This is a genomic window from Kribbella sp. NPDC048837, from assembly GCF_055586945.1.
In genome coordinates this window covers 208,797-227,113 of sequence record NZ_JBVJHF010000005.1, presented here as the reverse complement: position 1 = coordinate 227,113, position 18,317 = coordinate 208,797, and the positions used below count along the sequence as shown (strand labels likewise).

The 18,317-nt window shown below is 69.5% G+C and carries 19 protein-coding genes; 6 read left to right on the top strand and 13 right to left on the bottom strand.

The window, feature by feature from the left end; translation table 11 throughout:
* Positions 1–59: 59 nt before the first annotated feature.
* From ACZ6O0_RS24520 to ACZ6O0_RS24500, 5 genes are all read right to left on the bottom strand, one after another.
* The gene (locus ACZ6O0_RS24520; protein ID WP_465767293.1) at positions 60–1,115 is read right to left on the bottom strand and encodes a sigma-E factor regulatory protein RseB domain-containing protein; all 1,056 of its coding nucleotides are present in this window, start codon (positions 1,113–1,115) and stop codon (positions 60–62) included.
* A 3-nt stretch (positions 1,116–1,118) separates the two neighbouring features.
* On the bottom strand, positions 1,119–1,730 hold the full coding sequence (locus ACZ6O0_RS24515) for an anti-sigma factor family protein (protein ID WP_465767292.1): 612 nt from the start codon (positions 1,728–1,730) through the stop codon (positions 1,119–1,121).
* On the bottom strand, positions 1,727–2,392 hold the full coding sequence (sigE, locus tag ACZ6O0_RS24510; RefSeq protein WP_465767291.1) for an RNA polymerase sigma factor SigE: 666 nt from the start codon (positions 2,390–2,392) through the stop codon (positions 1,727–1,729). The genes ACZ6O0_RS24515 and sigE overlap by 4 nt, the downstream gene beginning before the upstream one ends.
* A gap of 150 nt (positions 2,393–2,542) precedes the next feature.
* Entirely contained in the window at positions 2,543–2,764 is a 222-nt protein-coding gene (locus tag ACZ6O0_RS24505; protein ID WP_337007183.1) for a biotin/lipoyl-binding carrier protein, read from the bottom strand.
* 105 nt (positions 2,765–2,869) lie between these two features.
* On the bottom strand, positions 2,870–5,947 hold the full coding sequence (locus tag ACZ6O0_RS24500; RefSeq protein WP_465767290.1) for a sugar-binding protein: 3,078 nt from the start codon (positions 5,945–5,947) through the stop codon (positions 2,870–2,872).
* Positions 5,948–6,046: 99 nt separating this feature from the next.
* Between ACZ6O0_RS24500 and ACZ6O0_RS24495 the strand changes: the two genes are divergently transcribed.
* The gene (locus tag ACZ6O0_RS24495) at positions 6,047–7,042 is read left to right on the top strand and encodes a LacI family DNA-binding transcriptional regulator (protein WP_465767289.1); all 996 of its coding nucleotides are present in this window, start codon (positions 6,047–6,049) and stop codon (positions 7,040–7,042) included.
* Here ACZ6O0_RS24495 and ACZ6O0_RS24490 read toward each other — a convergent pair.
* The 5 genes from ACZ6O0_RS24490 to ACZ6O0_RS24470 all read right to left on the bottom strand — a co-directional run bounded on the left by ACZ6O0_RS24490 (position 7,015) and on the right by ACZ6O0_RS24470 (position 11,643).
* Positions 7,015–7,884 (bottom strand): NAD-dependent epimerase/dehydratase family protein, encoded by an 870-nt coding sequence (locus ACZ6O0_RS24490; protein WP_465767288.1) that lies wholly within the window; start codon positions 7,882–7,884, stop codon positions 7,015–7,017. The genes ACZ6O0_RS24495 and ACZ6O0_RS24490 overlap by 28 nt on opposite strands.
* A complete protein-coding gene (locus ACZ6O0_RS24485) occupies positions 7,881–8,765 on the bottom strand; it encodes a carbohydrate ABC transporter permease (protein ID WP_465767287.1) in 885 nt (294 codons plus the stop codon). Before ACZ6O0_RS24485 ends, ACZ6O0_RS24490 begins: the two co-directional genes overlap by 4 nt.
* The gene (locus ACZ6O0_RS24480; RefSeq protein WP_465767286.1) at positions 8,762–9,604 is read right to left on the bottom strand and encodes a carbohydrate ABC transporter permease; all 843 of its coding nucleotides are present in this window, start codon (positions 9,602–9,604) and stop codon (positions 8,762–8,764) included. Before ACZ6O0_RS24480 ends, ACZ6O0_RS24485 begins: the two co-directional genes overlap by 4 nt.
* A 34-nt stretch (positions 9,605–9,638) precedes the next feature.
* Entirely contained in the window at positions 9,639–11,012 is a 1,374-nt protein-coding gene (locus ACZ6O0_RS24475; RefSeq protein WP_465767285.1) for an extracellular solute-binding protein, read from the bottom strand.
* A gap of 100 nt (positions 11,013–11,112) precedes the next feature.
* The gene (locus ACZ6O0_RS24470) at positions 11,113–11,643 is read right to left on the bottom strand and encodes a CGNR zinc finger domain-containing protein (protein ID WP_465767284.1); all 531 of its coding nucleotides are present in this window, start codon (positions 11,641–11,643) and stop codon (positions 11,113–11,115) included.
* 70 nt (positions 11,644–11,713) lie between these two features.
* On the opposite strand from ACZ6O0_RS24470, the gene ACZ6O0_RS24465 reads away from it, so the two are divergent.
* Entirely contained in the window at positions 11,714–12,868 is a 1,155-nt protein-coding gene (locus ACZ6O0_RS24465; RefSeq protein WP_465767283.1) for an MFS transporter, read from the top strand.
* Here ACZ6O0_RS24465 and ACZ6O0_RS24460 read toward each other — a convergent pair.
* Complete coding sequence (locus ACZ6O0_RS24460) at positions 12,855–13,718, bottom strand: SIS domain-containing protein (protein ID WP_465767282.1); 864 nt, start codon at positions 13,716–13,718, stop codon at positions 12,855–12,857. The genes ACZ6O0_RS24465 and ACZ6O0_RS24460 overlap by 14 nt on opposite strands.
* Before the next feature lie 119 nt (positions 13,719–13,837).
* Here ACZ6O0_RS24460 and ACZ6O0_RS24455 point away from each other — a divergent pair, with 119 nt between their 5' ends.
* Together ACZ6O0_RS24455 and ACZ6O0_RS24450 are read left to right on the top strand one after the other, a co-directional pair.
* Positions 13,838–14,620, top strand: coding sequence for a DeoR/GlpR family DNA-binding transcription regulator (locus tag ACZ6O0_RS24455; protein ID WP_134108530.1), 783 nt, complete (start codon positions 13,838–13,840; stop codon positions 14,618–14,620).
* Positions 14,621–14,771: 151 nt separating this feature from the next.
* A complete protein-coding gene (locus ACZ6O0_RS24450) occupies positions 14,772–15,449 on the top strand; it encodes an O-methyltransferase (RefSeq protein ID WP_465767281.1) in 678 nt (225 codons plus the stop codon).
* 70 nt (positions 15,450–15,519) lie between these two features.
* Here the strand turns inward: ACZ6O0_RS24450 and ACZ6O0_RS24445 are convergent, their stop codons facing one another.
* Complete coding sequence (locus ACZ6O0_RS24445; protein WP_465767280.1) at positions 15,520–15,888, bottom strand: winged helix-turn-helix transcriptional regulator; 369 nt, start codon at positions 15,886–15,888, stop codon at positions 15,520–15,522.
* 79 nt (positions 15,889–15,967) lie between these two features.
* Here ACZ6O0_RS24445 and ACZ6O0_RS24440 point away from each other — a divergent pair, with 79 nt between their 5' ends.
* Both ACZ6O0_RS24440 and ACZ6O0_RS24435 read left to right on the top strand, forming a co-directional pair.
* Positions 15,968–16,672: an SDR family NAD(P)-dependent oxidoreductase gene (locus ACZ6O0_RS24440; protein ID WP_465767279.1), complete on the top strand. Its 705-nt coding sequence runs from the start codon at positions 15,968–15,970 to the stop codon at positions 16,670–16,672.
* Positions 16,673–16,819: 147 nt separating this feature from the next.
* Entirely contained in the window at positions 16,820–17,761 is a 942-nt protein-coding gene (locus ACZ6O0_RS24435; RefSeq protein ID WP_465767278.1) for a hypothetical protein, read from the top strand.
* 11 nt (positions 17,762–17,772) lie between these two features.
* Here ACZ6O0_RS24435 and ACZ6O0_RS24430 read toward each other — a convergent pair whose 3' ends face one another.
* Positions 17,773–18,312, bottom strand: coding sequence for a GNAT family N-acetyltransferase (locus ACZ6O0_RS24430; RefSeq protein ID WP_465767277.1), 540 nt, complete (start codon positions 18,310–18,312; stop codon positions 17,773–17,775).
* Between the last annotated feature and the right edge of the window lie 5 nt (positions 18,313–18,317).

Below are 18,317 nucleotides of genomic sequence, written 5' to 3'. Positions count from 1 at the left end.
CATCGTGGTCGTCGGTCGGAGGTCCTGCTCGGGGTGACGAGAGGCACTTCCAGATTCGATTATCCCAGTTTCGGCGAAAGCGCACCCATCGGAGTGAGCCACGTCGCGATTTTGGCCAGCCCGGTGCCCATCCGCTGGAGCGCGGACAGCTTGACCGGCACGTCGTGCGGGAACGACCTGACGACCTGTCCGAGCGTGTCCGGGGGCAGGTCGCCGATCAGTGTGTAGACGATCCCTCCCGACGACCAGACGACGTACGACGGCATTCCGTAGCGGAGGTACACCCCGGGGCTCTCGGTGCTGCTGAAGCCCGCCACCGCGGCCGGGTCGAGCGCGCCGCGCTGTTCGAAGAGTGACACGTTGAACAACCCGTCCGAGTACGAGAACTGCAGCGACCCGTTGCTGCTGTCCTGGTGAACGTCGTACAGCTTCAGCGAGGCGGGCAGCTCCGGCGCGCAGACCCAGCCTTCGGAGCGCAGGTTGTCGACCTTGCCCAGGCCGAGGTCTTCCACCCCGTTCGGCACCATCGGCGGCAGATGGCTGATGAACTCCGAATCCTCGATCTCCAGCTCGGTGAACACGGTCGCCCGGACCATGGTCTTGCCGTCTCCGCTGAACAGCTGCCGCTGCAGCAGCAGTCCGGTCGCCTTGTCGATCCAGAATCGCGCAGCCAGGGTCTGGTCAGCGCGTAGGGCCTCAACCAGGACGGCGGCCCGCCCGATGGTGTCCGTGCAGCATTTGTAGACCAGCTGGTACGTCGCCTGCAGCAGAGCCAACGGTCCGCCGTCGATCGCCGCGCCCGTGGTCGTCGCACGCTGCACGAACGCCTTGGCGCCCGGTGCGGACGAGGAGCCGACCACGCTGATCTCGGAGCCCTGAGAGGCCGCGTGGACGATGTCGAGCATGGCCGAGCTCGCGCCCTGCGGTCCCCAGGCCGTGATGATCTGCGTGCCGTGGTACGACACCTGGTTCGGCGCGGCGGCGGCACGGCCCAGCCAGCTGATCGCCTGCGGCGAGTCCGCACGCGTGACGGCCGGCGCCGCGACGGCGGGCATGGGCAGGCCGAAGCCGATCAGAGCGGTGCTGACCAGTACGGCGAGCCGGGAGAGGCTCACGAGTCAGCGTCCTGTCAGGGCCACCGGCTGCAGCGTCGGGCTCAGCCCCGCATACCCAGCCCCGTTGTAGGAGTTCAGCAGCGCGACCGGGTCGGCGAACGGTGCTCCCCCGGTCGTACTCGCGTGGTCCGAGGAGAAGCTCGCCACCGGCGGCTGCAGCGCGGGCGGCTGCTCCGACCGGGCCGGGTCGCCGACGACGAACGCCGTACCGAGGAGTGAGGCGACTGCGGCGGCGGAGCCGGCCGCACCCAGTACGCCGGTGCGCCGGCGGGACCTCGTGGTCCGCGGTGCGCCCGGCCGGGTGCCACCTGTACGCCCGGCCGGGAACGCGGACCGCTGCGGGAAGAGGGTGACCGCCGGCGTGAGGACCGGGCGGACCTCCTCGCGCGGCTCTGGGGAGAACGACGAGACACCCATCAGGCGCTGCATCAGATCGGTGGAAGGCTCCGGCGGCTCCAGCGCCGCCATCCGGGCCTTGAGCCGGCGCTGTGCGTCCACCTCGGCGCGACAGGTGTCGCAGCCGACCAGGTGGCCCAGCACCTTGTCGCGGGAGTCGTGGTCGAGTTCGCCGTCGACGACGGCGCTGAGCTTGTCCATCGGGTGCTGGAGACTCACCGGTGCTCACCTCCGGCGTGCGACTGTCCGTCGGCGGGCGGGCCGCCGACCCGGGACTGGCCGGACCGCGGAGCCCGGTGCTCGAGGTGCTTGCGCAGCATCGACCGGCCGCGGTGGATCCGGCTGCGGACCGTCCCGAGCTTCACGTCCAGCACGTCCGCGATCTCGTCGTACGTCATGCCCTCGATGTCGCAGAGCACGACGGCGGCCCGGAAGTCCTCCGGCAGCGCGTCGAGCGCGTCCTGCACGTCGTGGTCGAAAAGGTCGGAGTCCAGCTTCTCGGCCGGGCCCTCGCCCTTGGCCGGCAGCCGGTCGTGGGCGTCCTCGGGCAGGCCGTCGAAGCGGATCCGCTGCTTGCGGCGGGCGCCGTCCAGGAACAGGTTCGTGGTGATCCGGTACAGCCAGCCCTCGAAGGTGCCCGGCGTGTACGACGACAGCGAGCGGAAGACCCGGACGAAGACCTCCTGGGTCAGGTCCTCGGCGTCGTGCTTGTTGCCGGTCAGGCGGTACGCGAGCCGGTAGACGCGGGCGGAGTGGGCGCGGACGATCTCGTCCCACGACGGCAGCGCGTCCGGCACCGGCTGGAGCGCGGGCACCGTCGCGTCGAGCGGCTTCACCGCAACGCCTCCCTGGGTCCTCTCGGCAATAAGCGTGAAGGCCATGGTGCCGCGGTCACCGTCCTCTGCGCACGTCGGGAGAACCCGGGAAAAACCCTGAGTTGCTCGTACGACGGCTCAACGCGGCGCCCCGGCCGGAAGTTCCCGGCCGGTGCCCTCACCGGTAAAGACGCGTGGGCGGCCATTTCGGTTGAATCACTTCTCTTCTATGACGGCGATCGGGTCCCCGTCGCGGACCACTTCGCCCTCGACGACCTTCAGCTCGACGATGGTCCCGGCCACCTCGGCCAGCACCGGGATCTCCATCTTCATCGACTCCAGGATGACGAGGGTGTCGTCCGGCCCCACCGTGTCGCCGGCCCGGGCGGTGACCTTCAGCACATTGGCCACCAGCTCGGCCACCACGGTGTGACTCAACTCGCGCTCCTCCGGTCCGGCAATCCCACCTCGATCCTAGGCGGGCCGGCCAGGACCGGCGCAGGTGCCCCGGGGGCAGCGTCCGGGGCACCTACGCCGAGTTACTCACCCGGCACAGTTGATCGCCGGGTAGTCGAGGGTCAGGCGGGTGTACTGCGGCGACCCGTTGTTCCACCGGTACGCCGCCGTGGTGAGCGATCCCGCGGCCAGGGACGTGCCGCCCGCCGGGAACGCGTAGTACGCGCCCTTCCCCGCGGCGACCGCCGAGATCTTCTGCTCACCGACCGGAGTGGTGAAGCGGACGTCCATCGACGCCGAGCCCGCGTTGTACGCGTAGACCGGCAGCACCGCCGAGCCGTTCCAGCACTGCGGCCGTGCCGTCGTCGTGATCTTGAAGACCGGGTCCGACGCGCTGGCCGGTGCCGCCGGTGTGGCGTCCAGCCGGATGGCGTTGAAGCCGGCCGGGTTCTTCGCCTCCGCGACGCCGGTCCCCCAGGTCAGCCAGCCACGGCGGCCCGTGCCGTCGTTCTCGTTGACCACCACGGTCGAGGACAGCAACCGGTCACCCGGCGCGAACTCCAGCGTGCTCCAGGGAATGGCGATCTCGTACGTCGTCGTGTGGGCAGTGGCATCACGCACGACCTTCGCCTGGACACCCGGCGGCGTTCCGGCCAGCTCCACCGGAGTCCATCGCCACGTGTCCACAGTGCCCGCATCGGTCAGGGCGGCACCGATCTCCTGGGTCCTGGTCGCCTCACCCGGCGCACCGGCCGTCATGCCGATCTGCAGGCCGTCACCACCCCAGATGTTGCCGTTGCGGTTGGGCTGCGAGAACACGTCGTCGGTGACCTTGGCCGACAGGTAGAGGTTCTGATCGTCGTGCGTGACCCACAGCGACCCGGAGAGATCGCTCGGTCCACCCCAGCCGGTCACCGGTGGTGTTCCGGTGCCTTCCAGCGCGATCGGCGGGACCTGACTCAGCTCGGGATCGATCACCCCGTCGAGTGTCACGGTGTGCTCGGTCGCGACTGTCGGCGTACCGACGGGCTTGAGCTTGCCGGATGCCTTGAAGAAGCCGACGCCCGAGATCCGCAGGCTGGCCGCCCAGTCGGATGCGGCTGTGACGGTGAGCGGTACGTCGGCCGACGCCGTACCGTGCGCTGCGATCGTGGTGCCGCCCAGCAGGGTTCCGGATCCGGGGCCGGACGCCCAGTCGAGTCCGGCGACCGTGTACGAGTGGGTCGACGCGTTGGTGACGCGCAGCCTCAGCAGGTCCTGGCCGCTGGTGCTCAGCACGTGTGACCCGGTGACAGTCAGCGGTGGGGTCGCCGTACCGCTCACATTCAGGAGTGCGGCGGGCACGCCGTCGACGGTGACCTTGGCGGTGTAAGTGCGGGCACCGGTCGAGTTCTGGGCCGGGTAGGTGACCGGTGCGGACGTCGTACCAGCAGCCGGGACGTTGCCACTCGTCTGGCTTCCGCCCGCGTCGACGGTGAAGGCGTGTGCGGTCGTGTCGGGGTTGGTGAAGGTCAGGCTGCCGCTGACCGCGTCGCCCGCGATTTCAGGGGTGACCGACAGGGCAAAGCGGTTCGACGGAGCAACGCCGCTGATGGCGCCGCGGAGGTACACCGGCTCGGGTCCAGCGGTCACCCAGACGTGGCCGCCGGCGTCCGCGGTCAGGTTGGTCACAGCGCCGTACATGCTGGTCACCTGGACGGTCGAGCCGGGTGGGGCCGCAGCGTTCACCAGTCCGGGTGTGGTGGCCCAGACCGCGTGCACGCTCTGTCCGCCGCCGGCGTTGAAGGCGACGTCGTACCCGTTGGTGCCGAACTTGGTCTGGCCGATCAGCGGCAGCTCGTCGATCTGCCGGGCGAGGACGGCGGTGGCGGTGTACGACGGCTTCGGCACCAGGGCACCACGGGTGTCCAGCCGGTTGCGAACCAGGCCGAACCGGTGCTCGACGTTGGCCGGGTCGGTGCCGGAGTCCATGAAGTTGTACCCGCTGTACCGGGCCACACCGTTGCCGAAGGCAAGCAGCTCGCCGCGGACCAGGTCGCGCGCCTGGACCGGCTCGCTGACCGCCTGCGGGTTGGTGCCGGTGGCCCAGCCCTGCTCGGAGATGTAGATCGGCTTGGTCGAGCCGTGCGCGGCCATGATGCCGCGGATCGTGTTGACGTAGGCGACCGACGCCTCCGGGTCGCTCGGCTGCACGTACGGGTGGATGGTGACCGCGTCGACGTAGTCCAGACCACCGAGGTCCGCGAACCGGGTGAACCAGGCCTGCCAGTCCGAGATCACCGCGAGCGCCGGGCCGACCAGCTTCACGTCCGGGTTCGCGGCCCGGACCGCCGGGGCGACCATCTTGAGCAGTGCGACGTAGTTGTCGGCGGTACCACCAGCAGCGCCGTCCAGGTCACGCCAGTTCCACTCGTTCCACAGCTCGTACGTCGTGTGCGCGGTGCCGAACTCGTTGACCGCGGCCACGGCGTACCGGGTGAAGGCCTGGCGCTGCTCGTCCGTCGACGGCGCCTCGTCCGGGTAGTACAGCGGGTTGCCGTAGTCGAGGATGTTGAGGAAGTCGACGTTGTTGGCGTCCAGCGCGGCCTTGTAGTCCTTCACCTTCTGCGGGAACTGGATGACGCCCTTCGTGGTCTCCGCGGACGCCCAGAAGGCCTCGTCGCGCGCGGTCGAGATGCCGCCCATCGCCAGCAGCGGCACCGAGTCGAGGCCTGGATTGGCGCCACTGCTGAAGCCCAGCCCGGTGGCGATGCCGATCCGGGCGTCGGTCGAGGTAGAGAAGTCGTGCGGGGTGAGCACGGAGAAGTCCGTGCCGCCGTTGGTCACCCAGCCGTCGGAGGCCGTCGCGGTGAGGTCGACCTGGTACCAGCCCGGCGTACTGATCGAGAGGGCGAGCTGGCCGTTGAGCGACGCGGCCGAGGCCGAGCCCTTGGCGACCTCGGTGCCGGTCGCGTCCCGGACGGTCCAGCCGATCGTGGCTGCGTCGGTGGTGAAGCCGAGCTTGACCTGCTGACCGACGGTGAACGCGTTGCCGACCGTGGTCGGGACGATCGTCAGCGCCGGAGCCGCGGCGGCGGCCGGCAGGGTGGTGGGGATCTGCAGTGCGGCGGCCAGCAGCAAGCCGGCCGCGAGAAGACCGACTGCGCCGGAGCGGCGACGGGTCATGGAGTTCTCCTCCCAGATATGCGAAAGCGATTTCGCACATCACACCTTGATCCTCGCCGAGCCCGCTGTCAACGGCTCATCACTGACTACGATGAGGAGATGGCCGACCAGCTGATCACCTTGTCCGACGTGGCCGCTGCCGCGGGGGTGTCGCTGTCGACCGCCTCGAAGGCGCTCAACGGCACGGACCGGATCTCGGAGGCGACCCGCGAGCACGTCCGGGTCACCGCGGACCGGCTCGGGTTCCGGCACAACGCGCTGGCCCGGTCCTTCGCCCGCGGCCGGAGCCAGACCATCGGCGTCCTCACCCACCGCGCGTCGAACCCGTTCACCCGGGTCGTACTGGCCACCGCCGCCACCGAACTCGGCGCCAAGGAGCAGGCGATCCTGCTGTACGACGCCCGGATCGACGAGAAGGACGTCACCGAGAGCATCCTGCAGCTGCGGGCCCGCCGGATCGACGGCGTGATCGTGATCGGCACCGGGACGTCGTTCCCGACCCCGTCACTCACCAGCCGGTTCGAGGTCCCGGTGATCTACGCGTTCACCTTCACCGAGGACCCGGACGACGTCGTCATCACCTCCGACGACACCGCGATCGGCCGGCTGGCCGCGACCCACCTGCTGTCGACCGGCCGTCGCCGGATCGCTCACATCACCGCGGAGCCGCACGACTACGCCGCCCAGCGCCGGGCCGCGGGCGCCGGCCAGGTCCTCGCCGACGCCGGTCTCGACTGGGCCACGCCGGTGCGGTTCGGCCGCTGGCGGGAGGGCTGGGGCGAGGAGGCCGCGCGCGAGGTGCTGGCCGAGGTGCCCGACGTCGACGCGATCTTCTGCGGCAGCGACGCGATCGCCCGCGGTGCCGAGCGGGTCGTCCGCGCGACCGGCCGGCGGGTGCCCGAGGACGTGGCGCTGATCGGCGTCGACAACTGGGAGCAGCTGATGCACGACCAGCGCGTCAGCCGGCACCTGACCACGATCGAGGTCGGACTCGAGGAGATCGGCCGCCAGGTCGCGGCCCGTCTGCTCGAACCCGACCCCCAGCCCGGCATCCAGTACGTCGCCCCTCAGCTGGTCATCGCGGAGACCGTCTGACCGTCCTCGTGGATCGAGTAGCGCGGGCTGAAGCCGAGGAGCTCGCGGGCGCGGGTCGTGTCGACCAGTGAGCTGCGTCCCGGGACAGGACGCCGTACCGGAACCGTCGGGGCGTACTCGCGCAGCAGTTCGCCGGTCGGGCGGTCGATCAGGATGTCGTCGGCGGCCAGCCCGACCACATGGGCTCCGGTCGCCGGTGACTCGAGCGCCGCGATGATCGCCCGCACACCGTCGCGCAGGTCGAGGTAGGCCCAGCCCTCGCGGGCCATCGTGGACGGATCGCGCTCGGCGTTGGCCGCGAACTTGAACAGTTGCTCGCGCGACTTCACCAGCGGGAAGCGCAGCGCGATCACGTTGGTCCCCCATCGGCGCCAGGCCATCCGGGCACTCTGCTCGTCGACGCTCTTCGACAACGAGTACGCGTCGGAGATGTCGGCGTGCACCTCCTCGTCGAGCGGGTAGTACGCCGGCACCACCGGGTTCACGTTCATCGGTACGCCGAACGCGTTGATACTGCTCGCGATCACGGCCCGGCGGATCCCCCGCTGCCCGGCCTGGGCGAGCACGTTGAACGTCGCCGCCACGTTGTTCTCGAACACCTCCTCCGGTGTCCCGAGGCTCGGATGCGGGATCGCCGCCAGATGCAGTACGGCGTCCACCTCGTCGAGCGCGGCCGCGACATCGACCGGTGACCGGGCGTCGCCGACCAGCGGGCGGTCCGCCGTACTCGTGTGGTCGTAGCGCAGCGACAGCCCGGTGACGTCGTACCCGGCCTCGCGGAGACCGGCCACCGCGGCCCGGCCGATCGATCCGTCCGCACCGGTGACCAGGACCCGCCTCACGCCTTGATCCCCCCGGACAGGCCGACGCCACGCAGGAACGCCCGCTGGAAGACCAGGAACAGCGCCACCGGGATCAGCAGGGCCAGGAACAGGCCTGCCAACTGGATGTTGAGCTCCGTCACCTTCGCGATCTTCGGCAACGCCACCGAGACCGGCTGCAGATCCGGATTGGTCAGCACCAGCAGAGGCCACAAATAGTCCTTCCAGGAAGAGATGATGCTGAGCAGCACGACCACACCGAGGATCGGCCGCGACAGCGGGAGCACGAGCGAGGTGAAGACCCGCAGCGATCCGGCCCCGTCGATCCGGGCCGCCTCGAAGTACTCGCGCGGGATGCCGTCGAAGAAGCGCTTCACGATCAGCACGTTGAACGCGCTGGCCGCGGGCGGCAGCCAGACCGCCCAGAACGTGTTGGTCAGGTTGGTGTGCACCACCGGCAGCTTCAGCACGGTCAGGTACAGCGGGACCAGCGAGACGATGTGCGGCACGAACAGCGTCACCAGGATCGCCGCCGACAACAACGGTCCCCAGCGCGGCCGGAGCACGCTGAGCACGTAGCCGGCCGTCGTACAGATGATCAGCGACGCGAGCGCCGTACCCGCCGCGATGATGGCGGTGTTGCCGAGGTAGTAGCCGATATGGCCCTGCTGCCAGGCCGTCGCGAGGTTCTGCCACTGCACCTGACCGGAAGGGAACAACGCGAGTGGATGCCGGATGCTGTCCTGGGTCGGCGAGATCGCTGCCTTGAGCAACCACAGGAACGGTCCGAGGCCGGCCACCAGCAGTCCGGCGAACACCACGACCTGTCCGATCACGAACGGCACGCGGATGCCGGTCTGCTTGCGATCGGTGTCCGACAGCGCACCGCGCTCGCCACTCACTCGGAGCTCCAGCCACGCGTCGCCAACTGGAAGACCGCCGAGATCACGCCGAGTGCGATCGCCAGGAGCACACTCAACGCGGTGGCGGCGCCATAGTCACCGTTGACGAAGGCGTAGTTGTAGATCAGCAGGAGGATCGTGATCGTCGCATTCTGTGGTCCTCCACCGGTGAACAGCAGGGGCTCGGTGAACAGCTGCATGGTGCCGATCACCTGCAGGAGCAGCATCAGCAGCAGTACGCCGCGCAGATGCGGCAGCATCACATGCCACACCCGCCGGAACACGCCCGCACCGTCCAGCTCGGCCGCCTCGTAGAGATCGGCCCGGACCGAGGTCAGTGCGGCCAGATAGATGATCACCGCGTTGCCCGCGCCGGCCCACGTCGCCTCCAGCACGATCGACGGCATCGCGGACGACGGACTGTCCAGCCAGGGGAACGGTCCGAGCCCGAACACCCCGAGGATGCTGTTGAACATCCCGCTCGGCGACGGGTCGTAGAAGAACCGCCACAACAGGATCGCCACCACCGGCGGCGTGATCACCGGCAGGTACGCGAGCGTCGTGTAGGCCCAGGACCGGCCGCGCAGCTCGGACAGGAACATCGCCAGCAGGATCGGCAACGGGAAGCCGAACAGCAGCGCCAGCAGGGTGAACCAGACCGTGTTCACGGTCGCCTGACCGACCGCAGGATCGGTCAGCACGTACCGGAAGTTCTCCAGGCCGACCCACTTGACCGGGTCGATCAGATTGGTCTGCTGCAGGCTCATCACCAGCCCGCGGACGATCGGGCCCCAGGAGAAGACCAGGAAGACCAGGAGCACCGGCAGCGCGAACAGCACTGCCGGCACTCCGTTGCGCAGGCGCCGGATCAACTCAGCGCCCGAGCTTGGCGTTCACCGTGGCGGTGGCCTTGGTCAGCAGGGCCGGGATGTCGGCCTTCTCGTTGCCGAGCACGGTCTGCACCACCGGGTCGAGCGCGGCGTACACCTCCTGCGCCTTGACCGGCGGCTCGGGGATGATCTTCTGGTCGGCCGCCACCTTCGTGTACGGCGCGAAGTTCGCCAGCGGCACGTTCACGTACGGCTTGATCCAGGACTGGTACGTCGCCCACTGGTCGGTCGCGACCACCGGGAGACCCGGCACCCCGACCGGCAGCTTGCCCGCCACGCCGTTCTTGGCACTGGTGACCGCGGCGTCCTGGTCGACGTACTTGTTCAGGTAGCTGAACTTGATCCACTTGACCGCGGCCGCCTTCTCGGCGTCCGTCGCGTTCGGGCTGACGATCTGCACGCTGCCACCGCTGAGGGTGCCGTGGTCACCGCCCTGCTGCGGCATCGGACCGATCCCGAAGGCCGATGCCTTGAGGCCGTTGGTGTCGACCAGCGTGCGGTAGGCGTCCGGCGCGGACATGTACATGCCGATCTTGCCGGCCGCGAACGCCTTCGAGATGCCGTCGATGTCGTAGAGCACGGCCTGGCCCATCGACTTGTCGACCCACTTCATGTCGTGCAGTGCCTGCAGCGCCGCCCGCGACGGTGCGTCGTCGAAGGACGCCTTGGTGCCGTCCTCGTTCTCGATCGTGCCGCCGAAGGCGTAGGTCTGGGTGGTGAACATCCAGCCGCCGGTGTTGCTCGTGGTCATCTGCGCGTAGCCGGCCTGACCGGTCTTCTGAGCGATCAGCTTGGCGTCGGCGCGGACCTCGTCCCAGGTCGCCGGCGGCTTGTCCGGGTCGAGCCCGGCCTTGGTGAACAGGTCGCGGTTGTAGACCAGGCCGACCGAGTACGCCGCGGTCGGGACCGCGAACACGTTGCCGGACTGGTCCTGGGCGATCTTCAGCACGTTCGGGTTCAGCTCGTCGAGCAGACCGTCGTCCTTGAGCACCTTGGTCAGGTCCGCGACCTGCTTGCGGGCGATCATGCCCTGCGGCTCGGTGAACGGCACGTTCAGTACGTCGGGCAACTGGCCGCCGGCCGCCTGGGCCTGGAACGTGGTCGGGTCCCAGATCGTCTCGACCGGGTCGAGCTTGATGTCCGGGTTCGCCTTCTGGAAGTCGGCCACCTTCTTGTCGAACGAGGCCCGGTTGGCCGGATCGGAGCTGCTCGGGCGGTCACCGACGGTGATCGTGACCTGCCCGGAGGCAGCGGCATCACCGGACGCGGACGGCGCGCTGGAACAGGCCACCAGTCCGGCCAGCACGGTCAGGGAGGCGGAAAGCGCTGCGGTGGAACGGATTGCGGTTCTGGTCATCGGAACTCCTCAGCGGGGATGGCGATCGGCGAGCCGACCGTTCCGCAGAGTAGCGCAAGCGCTTTCGCAAAGACCAGACCTGAAGCGAAACTGGTTTCGCTCAGCCCTGGCGGGCCCGGTGTGAGGCGACCCGGGTCCGGCTCGCGCACCGCGGCGTACAGAACCTCCGCGGCCGCCGCTCGGCCGGATTCACGAAGACCCGCTCGCAATCCACCGCCGCGCACACCCCGAGCGCCCCGAACCCGTGGCCGGCCGCGAAACTCGCCAACCCGAGCGCGGTCGTCGCCGCCAGCCACTCGGCCCACGTGGCCTCCGGCTTACTCACGTGCAAGTGCCACGGCGCCCCGTCGTGCTCCGACAGATACGGGCGTACGGCGTACTCCGTCAGCAACTCGTTGAGGAGTCGGGCCGCCGCTGGCGGATCGGCGTGGAAAACCGGCCGTATCCGTTCACGGACCGCCCGGATCTGCGCCAGATCGTCCTCGTCGAGCGCGACCGGCTCCGGCTCACCGTGCTCGAGCAGGAACTCGCGAACGTCTGCGAGGGTGGTCAACTGCTCCGGATCACGGGTGCGGGTGTTCACCAGGTCGACGGCGAGCCGGACGAGCCGGTCCGAGGTCTGAATTTCCACTGGACTCCTCCCGTAACGTATTTGTTAGCGTAACGCGTAACAACCACCTTTGCGTTACAGGAGGATCGGCGTGCCCAGCTACTACCTCGCGGCGACGCTGGCCCGGTTCGCCGACGAGATGGTGGCGTTCACGCTCGTCCTGCTGGTGCTCGACCGGACCGGCAGCCCGGCACTGGCGGGCGTCACCGGCGCGGCCTACGCGCTGCCTGCTGTCGTCACGGGTCCGCTGCTCGGCGCCTGGCTCGACCGGACCTCCCATCGCCGGAGCGCGCTCGCGATCAACCAGGCGACGTTGGCCGCGGTCATGCTCGCCCTCCTCGCCGTCGTCGGGCACAGCGCGCACTGGGTCGCACCGGCCCTGGCCGCGGTGGCCGGCGCGACGCTGCCGATGGTGAGCGGCGGGTTCACGAGCATGCTGCCGAGCCTCTTCCGGCCGGAGCGGCTGGCGCGGGCCAACGCGTTCGAGTCGGCCAGCTTCAGCGCCGCGACCATCGCGGGTCCCGCCACCGCCGCGACCGTGACGGCCGTGGTCTCCGTCGACGCAGCGGTCGCGGTCATCGTCGGTGCCGCGATGCTCAGCATCGTCGCGATCGGTCGCCTGCCGGCGCTCCCGCCGGTCGGCGCCGGCGGCCAGCCCTTCCTGACGGCGGTCGTCGGCGGTCTCGTGCACCTCGCACACACCCCGCGCCTGCGCGCCTCGACCGTGACGACCACCCTGCTCATGGGCTTCACCGGCATCCTGCTGATCGCACTGCCCCTGCACATGCCGGAGCTCGGCCTGCCGAAGTCCACGGCCGGCTACCTGTGGACAGCGGTCGAGCTCGGCAGCGTCACCACGGCGCTGCTCCTCGGGCGCCTGCAGACCCGCCTGCGTCCCGAGTACGTCGTGATGCTGTCGGTCGCCGCCTACGGCCTCGTGCTGACCAGTTGGCCGCTCGCCCCGACGTTCGCCGTACTCCTGCTGCTCGCGGTCGCCGCGGGCCTGGCCGAAGGACCTGCGCTGCCCGCGATGTTCGCGGCCCGTCAGCAGTACAGCCCGCGGTCGCTGCAGGGCCGCGTCAGCACCTCCGCCGCGAGCCTCCGTGTCGGCAGTTCCGCGCTCGGTCAGGCGACCGCCGGCGTCCTCGTACCGGCGGTCGGCACCCACGTGGCCGTGGTCACCGTCGGACTCGGCCTGGTCGCCGCAGCGGCGCTCGGTCGGCTCGCCGGGATCAGTCGAGGATGACGGAGCGGGTGAGGCTGCGGGGCTGGTCCGGGTTCAGGCCGAGAGCGAGGGACTTGGCGACGGCGACCCGCTGGGCCACCACCAGGGAGGCCATCGGGTCGAGCTCAGCGTGGTGGACGACGGTCGCACCGGTGGCTGCGACGTCGTCGAGCAGGCCGGCCGGCGACTCGCCGAAGATCCAGACGCCGCGCCCGGGCTGGGCGATCGCGATCGGGCCGTGCCGGTAGTCCATCGCCGGGTACGCCTCGGTCCACGCCGACGCGGCCTCACGCTGCTTCAGCGCGGCCTCGTGCGCCAGGCCGACGGTCCACCGGGTGCCGACGTACGTGACCTGCTCCAGCTTCGCCAGCTCGTCCACGTCGATGGTCAGCGCGGTCTGAGCGTCCGCGGCGGCCTGCGTGAGGTCCTGGCCCAGCGAAGCGCGCAGCAACGCCAGCGTGGTGGTCGCGAACCGGGTCTGCACCACGGACTGCTCGTCCGCGAAGTCCAGCATGATGGTCTGGTCCGCCAGGTCGACGATCGGCGAGCCCGGGGTCGCCGTGATCGCGATGGTCGGCAGGTCGGTCGTGCGGATCAGGTCCAGCACCTCGGTCGTCGTCCCGGAGCGGCTGATCACAACCACCGCGTCGTACGTGCGGCCCGCCGGGAACTCCGAGCCGGCGAAGGCGTCGGTCTCCCCCTGACCCAGGTCCTCGCGGAGGGCGGCGTACGCCATCGCCATGAACCACGACGTGCCGCAGCCCACCGCGGCGACCCGTTGACCGGCCTTCGGCAATGCACCGCCGTACTGCGCGAAACCGTCCGAGACCTGCCTCCACAGGTCCGGCTGGGTGGCGATCTCAGTGCTCACAAATGGCGTCTGCGTCATGTCGTCTCCGCACTTGTCATGGTCGAAACTGCTCGAACGTGATCGAATGGTGCCAACCAGCCGCCACCGGGCTGACCGATTGTGTGAAGGAGGAGCCCCGGGTGAAGCGTTATGAACGCCTGAACACCTTGCTCGAGTCGCTCGCCGAGAAGGGCGCCATCGACGTCGATGAGCTGGCCGAGCAGTTGCATGTGTCCGCAGCGACGATTCGGCGCGATCTGGACCACCTCGGCAAGCAGCAGCTCCTGACGCGGACCCGCGGCGGCGCGGTCGCCAACGCGGTGTCGTACGACCTGCCGCTGCGCTACAAGACTGCGCGTTTCGCGTCCGAGAAGCAGCGGATCGCGCAGGCGGCGGCCACACTGGTGCGCCGCGGCATGGTGATCGGGATGAACGGCGGCACCACGATCTCGGAGGTGGCGCGCACGCTGGCGACCCGGCCGGAGCTGTCGGCCGAGCACGGCGAGCCCGCGTTCACCCTCGTCACCAACGCGCTGAACATCGCCAACGAGCTGATCGTCCGGCCGCACGTGAAGATGGTGCTGACCGGCGGCGTCGCCCGGCCGCAGTCCTACGAGATGATCGGGCCGCTGTCGCACCGGATCCTGTCCGACCTGTCCCTGGACATCGCCTTCATCGGCGTGGACGGGATCGACGAGACCGGCGCCACCGCCCACCACGAGGGCGAGGCGAACATCAACCAGCTGATCGTCAGCCGGGCCGCGAAGGTCGTCGTGGTGGCCGACTCCTCCAAGCTCGGGCAGCGGGCGTTCGCCCGGATCTGCGAGCTGAGCGAGATCGACACCCTCGTCACCGACGCCCAGGCCGACGAGTCCCAGCTGACCGTCTTCAAGGAAGCCGGCATCGACGTCATCCGCGCCTGAACTCACTCCGCACCTCCCCTCACCGGACCGCGCCATACCTGCCAAAGGACGATCATATCTGATTCAAGCCCGTGTGTAATGAGCAGGAGTGCGCAGTGTCCGCGCGTGCAGCACGGAATGCGGACCTCGGGGCGCTAGGCTTCGGTTCAGCATGAGTAGCGCAGCCGTAGATCCCTGGGAGGGCATCATCGCCACCGGCATCGACCCGACGTCCTGGGCCTACGCCGAGGACTACACCGGTGAGGACGAGGTCGTCACCGGTGCACGGGCGAGCGCCGCGGAGAGCGGAGTCGCCCCGATCGGCCCCGGCGCGGCCGCCGCGCTGAGCATGCTGGCCGCGGGCGTGGGCGCCAAGGCGGTCGTCGAGATCGGCACCGGCACCGGCGTCTCCGGGCTGGCGCTGCTGCGCGGCATGCGCACCGACGGCACCCTGACCACGGTCGACATCGACGCGGAGAACCAGCGCCTGGCCCGCAAGACGTTCCTGGACTCCGGCATCCCGTCGAACCGGTTCCGCCTGATCGCCGGTGCCGGACTGGACGTGGTCACCCGGCTCACCGACGGCCACTACGACCTCGTCTTCTGCGACGCCGACCGCCGCGAGAACACGGCGTACCTGCACGAGGCGCTCCGCCTGCTGCGTCCCGGCGGCGTCGTCGCCTTCGCCGGCATCCTCACCGGCGGCCGCGTCGCCGACCCGGCCATCCGCGACCCCGACACCAACGCCCTCCGCGACCTCATCCGCGCCGTCCGCGACGACGACGATCTGGTCTCCGCCCTCCTCCCCACCTCCGAGGGCCTCCTCACCGCCGCCAAACGCCTCAGCTGACCCACCACGACAACTGCGGGACCGGGCGAGTACCTACGGGCCAGGCGGGCTGCGGCTCGACGGTGATGCCTCAGCCGCTGAGGTGCGTAGGCCGACGGGCTCGGGCTGCCTCGATGTCGGGGACGTGCTGTTCGGCCCAGAGCCGCACGGCGCGGAGCGGGATGAGCAGAGAACGGCCCAGTGGCGTCAGGGCGTACTCGACGCGAGGCGGGTTCTCGTCGTAATCGCGCCGGCTGATCAGGCCGTCGGCTTCCAGGGAACGCAGGGTCTCGGTCAGGACCTTCGGGGTGATGCCCTGGATGTGCGCCTTCAGTTCGGTGAAGCGGCGCGGTCCCTCGTCCAGGGCGTTGACGACGAACACGGTCCAGCGGGCTCCGATGCGGTGCAGCACGGTGCGGCTCGGGCAGGTCGCCGCCATCACGTTGTACGCCTTGCCCATGGGTGCTCCCAGTTCCGTTGAAGATACCGGTATCAAATCCATACCGTTACTCCCGATCCTACGAGAGGGAGTGACACACATGGAGCGGATCCTGGTCATCGGCGGTGCACGGGCGCTCGGCGCGGCCGTGGCGCGGCGTGCGGTGAAGGACGGGTACGACGTCGTCGTCGGCGCGCGTGATCTGGCGGCGGCCGACGTGCTCGCCCGCGAGATCGGCGCCACCGCGATACGGGTCGATCTGCAGGACGAGTCGACGATCGCGGCCGCGGCGGAGCGGCTGAAGGACGGAATCGATCACCTCGTGACGACCGGTTCGGCGCCGCACGACGTGCGCGCGACCGAGCTGGATCGCGACAAGCTGCTGGCTGCGTTCACGGCGAAGGTGGTCGGCCCCCTGCTGGTCGCCAAGCACTTCGCCCCTGTTCTGCGGCCGACCGGGTCGATAGTGATGTTCTCCGGCGTCGTCGGCTGGCGGCCCGGGCCGGGCTCGCTGGTCAAGGGGATCACGAACGGTGCGGTCGAGTACGCCGCGCGCCACCTGGCTGCGGATCTCGCTCCGGTGCGGGTCAATGCCGTCTCGCCCGGTGTTGTGGACTCGGGCGCATGGGATCGTCTGGGTGACAACAAGGCCGCGTTGCTGAGCAAGAGCGCGGCCGGCACCTTCGTCGGCCGCCATGGCGAGACCGAGGACGTCGTCGACACAGTGATGTGGCTCCTCCGCGCGGGCTTCATCTCCGGCGAGACGATCCACATCGAGGGCGGTGCCCGCCACAAATCCGCCTGATGCCCACACCGGTTCGTGCCAGGCGTCGCCTCGGGTCTCTGTGGACGTTACGGTGTTCGGGACGGGCGTGACTGCCGGTCGCCGCGGTCCGCCCCTCCGTTCCGGAGCGGGAGATGCCCAGTAGCAGGGAGCACGTGGAGGCCGCAGATGCCGTGGCGAAACTCGTTGAAGGACTACCGCCTCGCCCTCCAGACGCTGGCCGTCGTCGTGGTGCTGGTCGGGATCCGGGCGGTGCTGTGGAGCATCGGGGTCGAGGGCATCGGCCCGACCGCGCTCGCCTCGAGCATCATCGCCGGTGGGGTGTTCGTGATGGCGCTGGTGATCGCCGGGACCCTGTCGGACTACAAGGACGCCGAACGCGCCCCCACCGACCTCGCGGCGGGCCTGTACGCGATCCTGCGGGAATGCGAATCGATGAGCCGCGTCTGGGGGTCGCCGAACCTGCACTCGCTGCGGGAGCGGCTCATCGGCGTCGTGGACGCGTTGCGACAGGACATCAGCGCGGGTGACACCCGCAAGTGCCAGGACGCGATCGAGCAGCTCTCGGAGTCGTTCGTCGAACTGGACGAGTCCGACGCCCCCGCCAACTACGTCGTACGGCTCCGGGCCGAGCAGGCCGGTCTGCGCAAATCAGCACTGCGGGTCTACCACATCCAGCGTGAGGAGTTCCTGCCCTCGGCCTACGCGATGATCGTCTCGTTCGTGGTGATGATCGTGCTGCTGCTGATGTTCACCAGGATCGGGGGCCAGACGGAAACCCTGGTGACGCTGGGGTTCCTGTCGTTCTTCTTCCTCTACCTGCTCCGGCTGCTCAACGTCATCAACAAACCCTTCAAGGTCGGCCAGGAGCGCGGGGACGACGACGTCAGCCTGTTCCTGCTGTACGAGTTCGTGGTGCACGCGCGGCTGGCCGATCAGGACCTCACCGCCGCGGACGTCGTCGAGATCGCCGAGCAGCTCGAGGAGGCCGAGGCCGACCAGGCGGAGGTGCCCGCGCGAGCCGGTGACGACGAAGCTCCGGCCGCCCTCGACGACGTCATCGACGCCGTCACCTCCGACCCGCGCCGCGATCCCGGGCGCGAGGGCTGAGGCCGCCCGCCTCAGCTGGGGCGGTGCCAGGGGCGGGGGTCGTCGCGGAGGAGTGAGTAGACGAGGACGTCGAGGTTGCGGCCGGCGTTGAAGAAAGCGCCTCGGGCGGTGCCTTCGAGCTGGAAGCCGCACTTCTCGGCGATGCGCCGGCTCGGAGCGTTCTCGGGGACGATGACGAGGGAGAGGCGGTTGACCTTCTTCGAGCCGAACAAGTAGTCGACCAGAAGGCAGACCGCCTCGGTTGTGTAGCCCTGGCCGGCGTGCTCCGGGCCGTAGAGCTGGTAGGAGAGTTCGTAGGCGTCCCAGTAGCCGACCGACTTGAAGAACTCGATGTGGCCGACCAGGATCTCCTCCCGGTCCCAGATCAGCAGGGTGCCCTCGTCACGCTCCCAGAATCCGGTCTCGGCGTACGTCCGCCGCAGCACCGACTCCGAGTGGACGCCGAGCGGGAAGTACGCACCGCGGGTGGAGATCTCGGTGTGGGCGGTGATGAAGGCGTCCAGGTCGCGCTCACGCACCGGACGCAACACGATCCGTCGTCCCTTGAGCATGCTGA

Excerpts from the sequence above, each read along its gene's own strand:
- ACZ6O0_RS24475 (WP_465767285.1), bottom strand. The coding sequence starts at position 11,012 with ATGACCAGAACCGCAATCCGTTCCACCGCAGCGCTTTCCGCCTCCCTG.
- ACZ6O0_RS24495 (WP_465767289.1), top strand. The coding sequence starts at position 6,047 with ATGGCCGACCAGCTGATCACCTTGTCCGACGTGGCCGCTGCCGCGGGG.
- sigE (WP_465767291.1), bottom strand. The coding sequence starts at position 2,392 with ATGGCCTTCACGCTTATTGCCGAGAGGACCCAGGGAGGCGTTGCGGTG.
- ACZ6O0_RS24435 (WP_465767278.1), top strand. The coding sequence starts at position 16,820 with ATGCCGTGGCGAAACTCGTTGAAGGACTACCGCCTCGCCCTCCAGACG.
- ACZ6O0_RS24450 (WP_465767281.1), top strand. The coding sequence starts at position 14,772 with ATGAGTAGCGCAGCCGTAGATCCCTGGGAGGGCATCATCGCCACCGGC.
- ACZ6O0_RS24430 (WP_465767277.1), bottom strand. The coding sequence starts at position 18,312 with ATGCTCAAGGGACGACGGATCGTGTTGCGTCCGGTGCGTGAGCGCGAC.
- ACZ6O0_RS24445 (WP_465767280.1), bottom strand. The coding sequence starts at position 15,888 with ATGGGCAAGGCGTACAACGTGATGGCGGCGACCTGCCCGAGCCGCACC.
- ACZ6O0_RS24500 (WP_465767290.1), bottom strand. The coding sequence starts at position 5,947 with ATGACCCGTCGCCGCTCCGGCGCAGTCGGTCTTCTCGCGGCCGGCTTG.
- ACZ6O0_RS24440 (WP_465767279.1), top strand. The coding sequence starts at position 15,968 with ATGGAGCGGATCCTGGTCATCGGCGGTGCACGGGCGCTCGGCGCGGCC.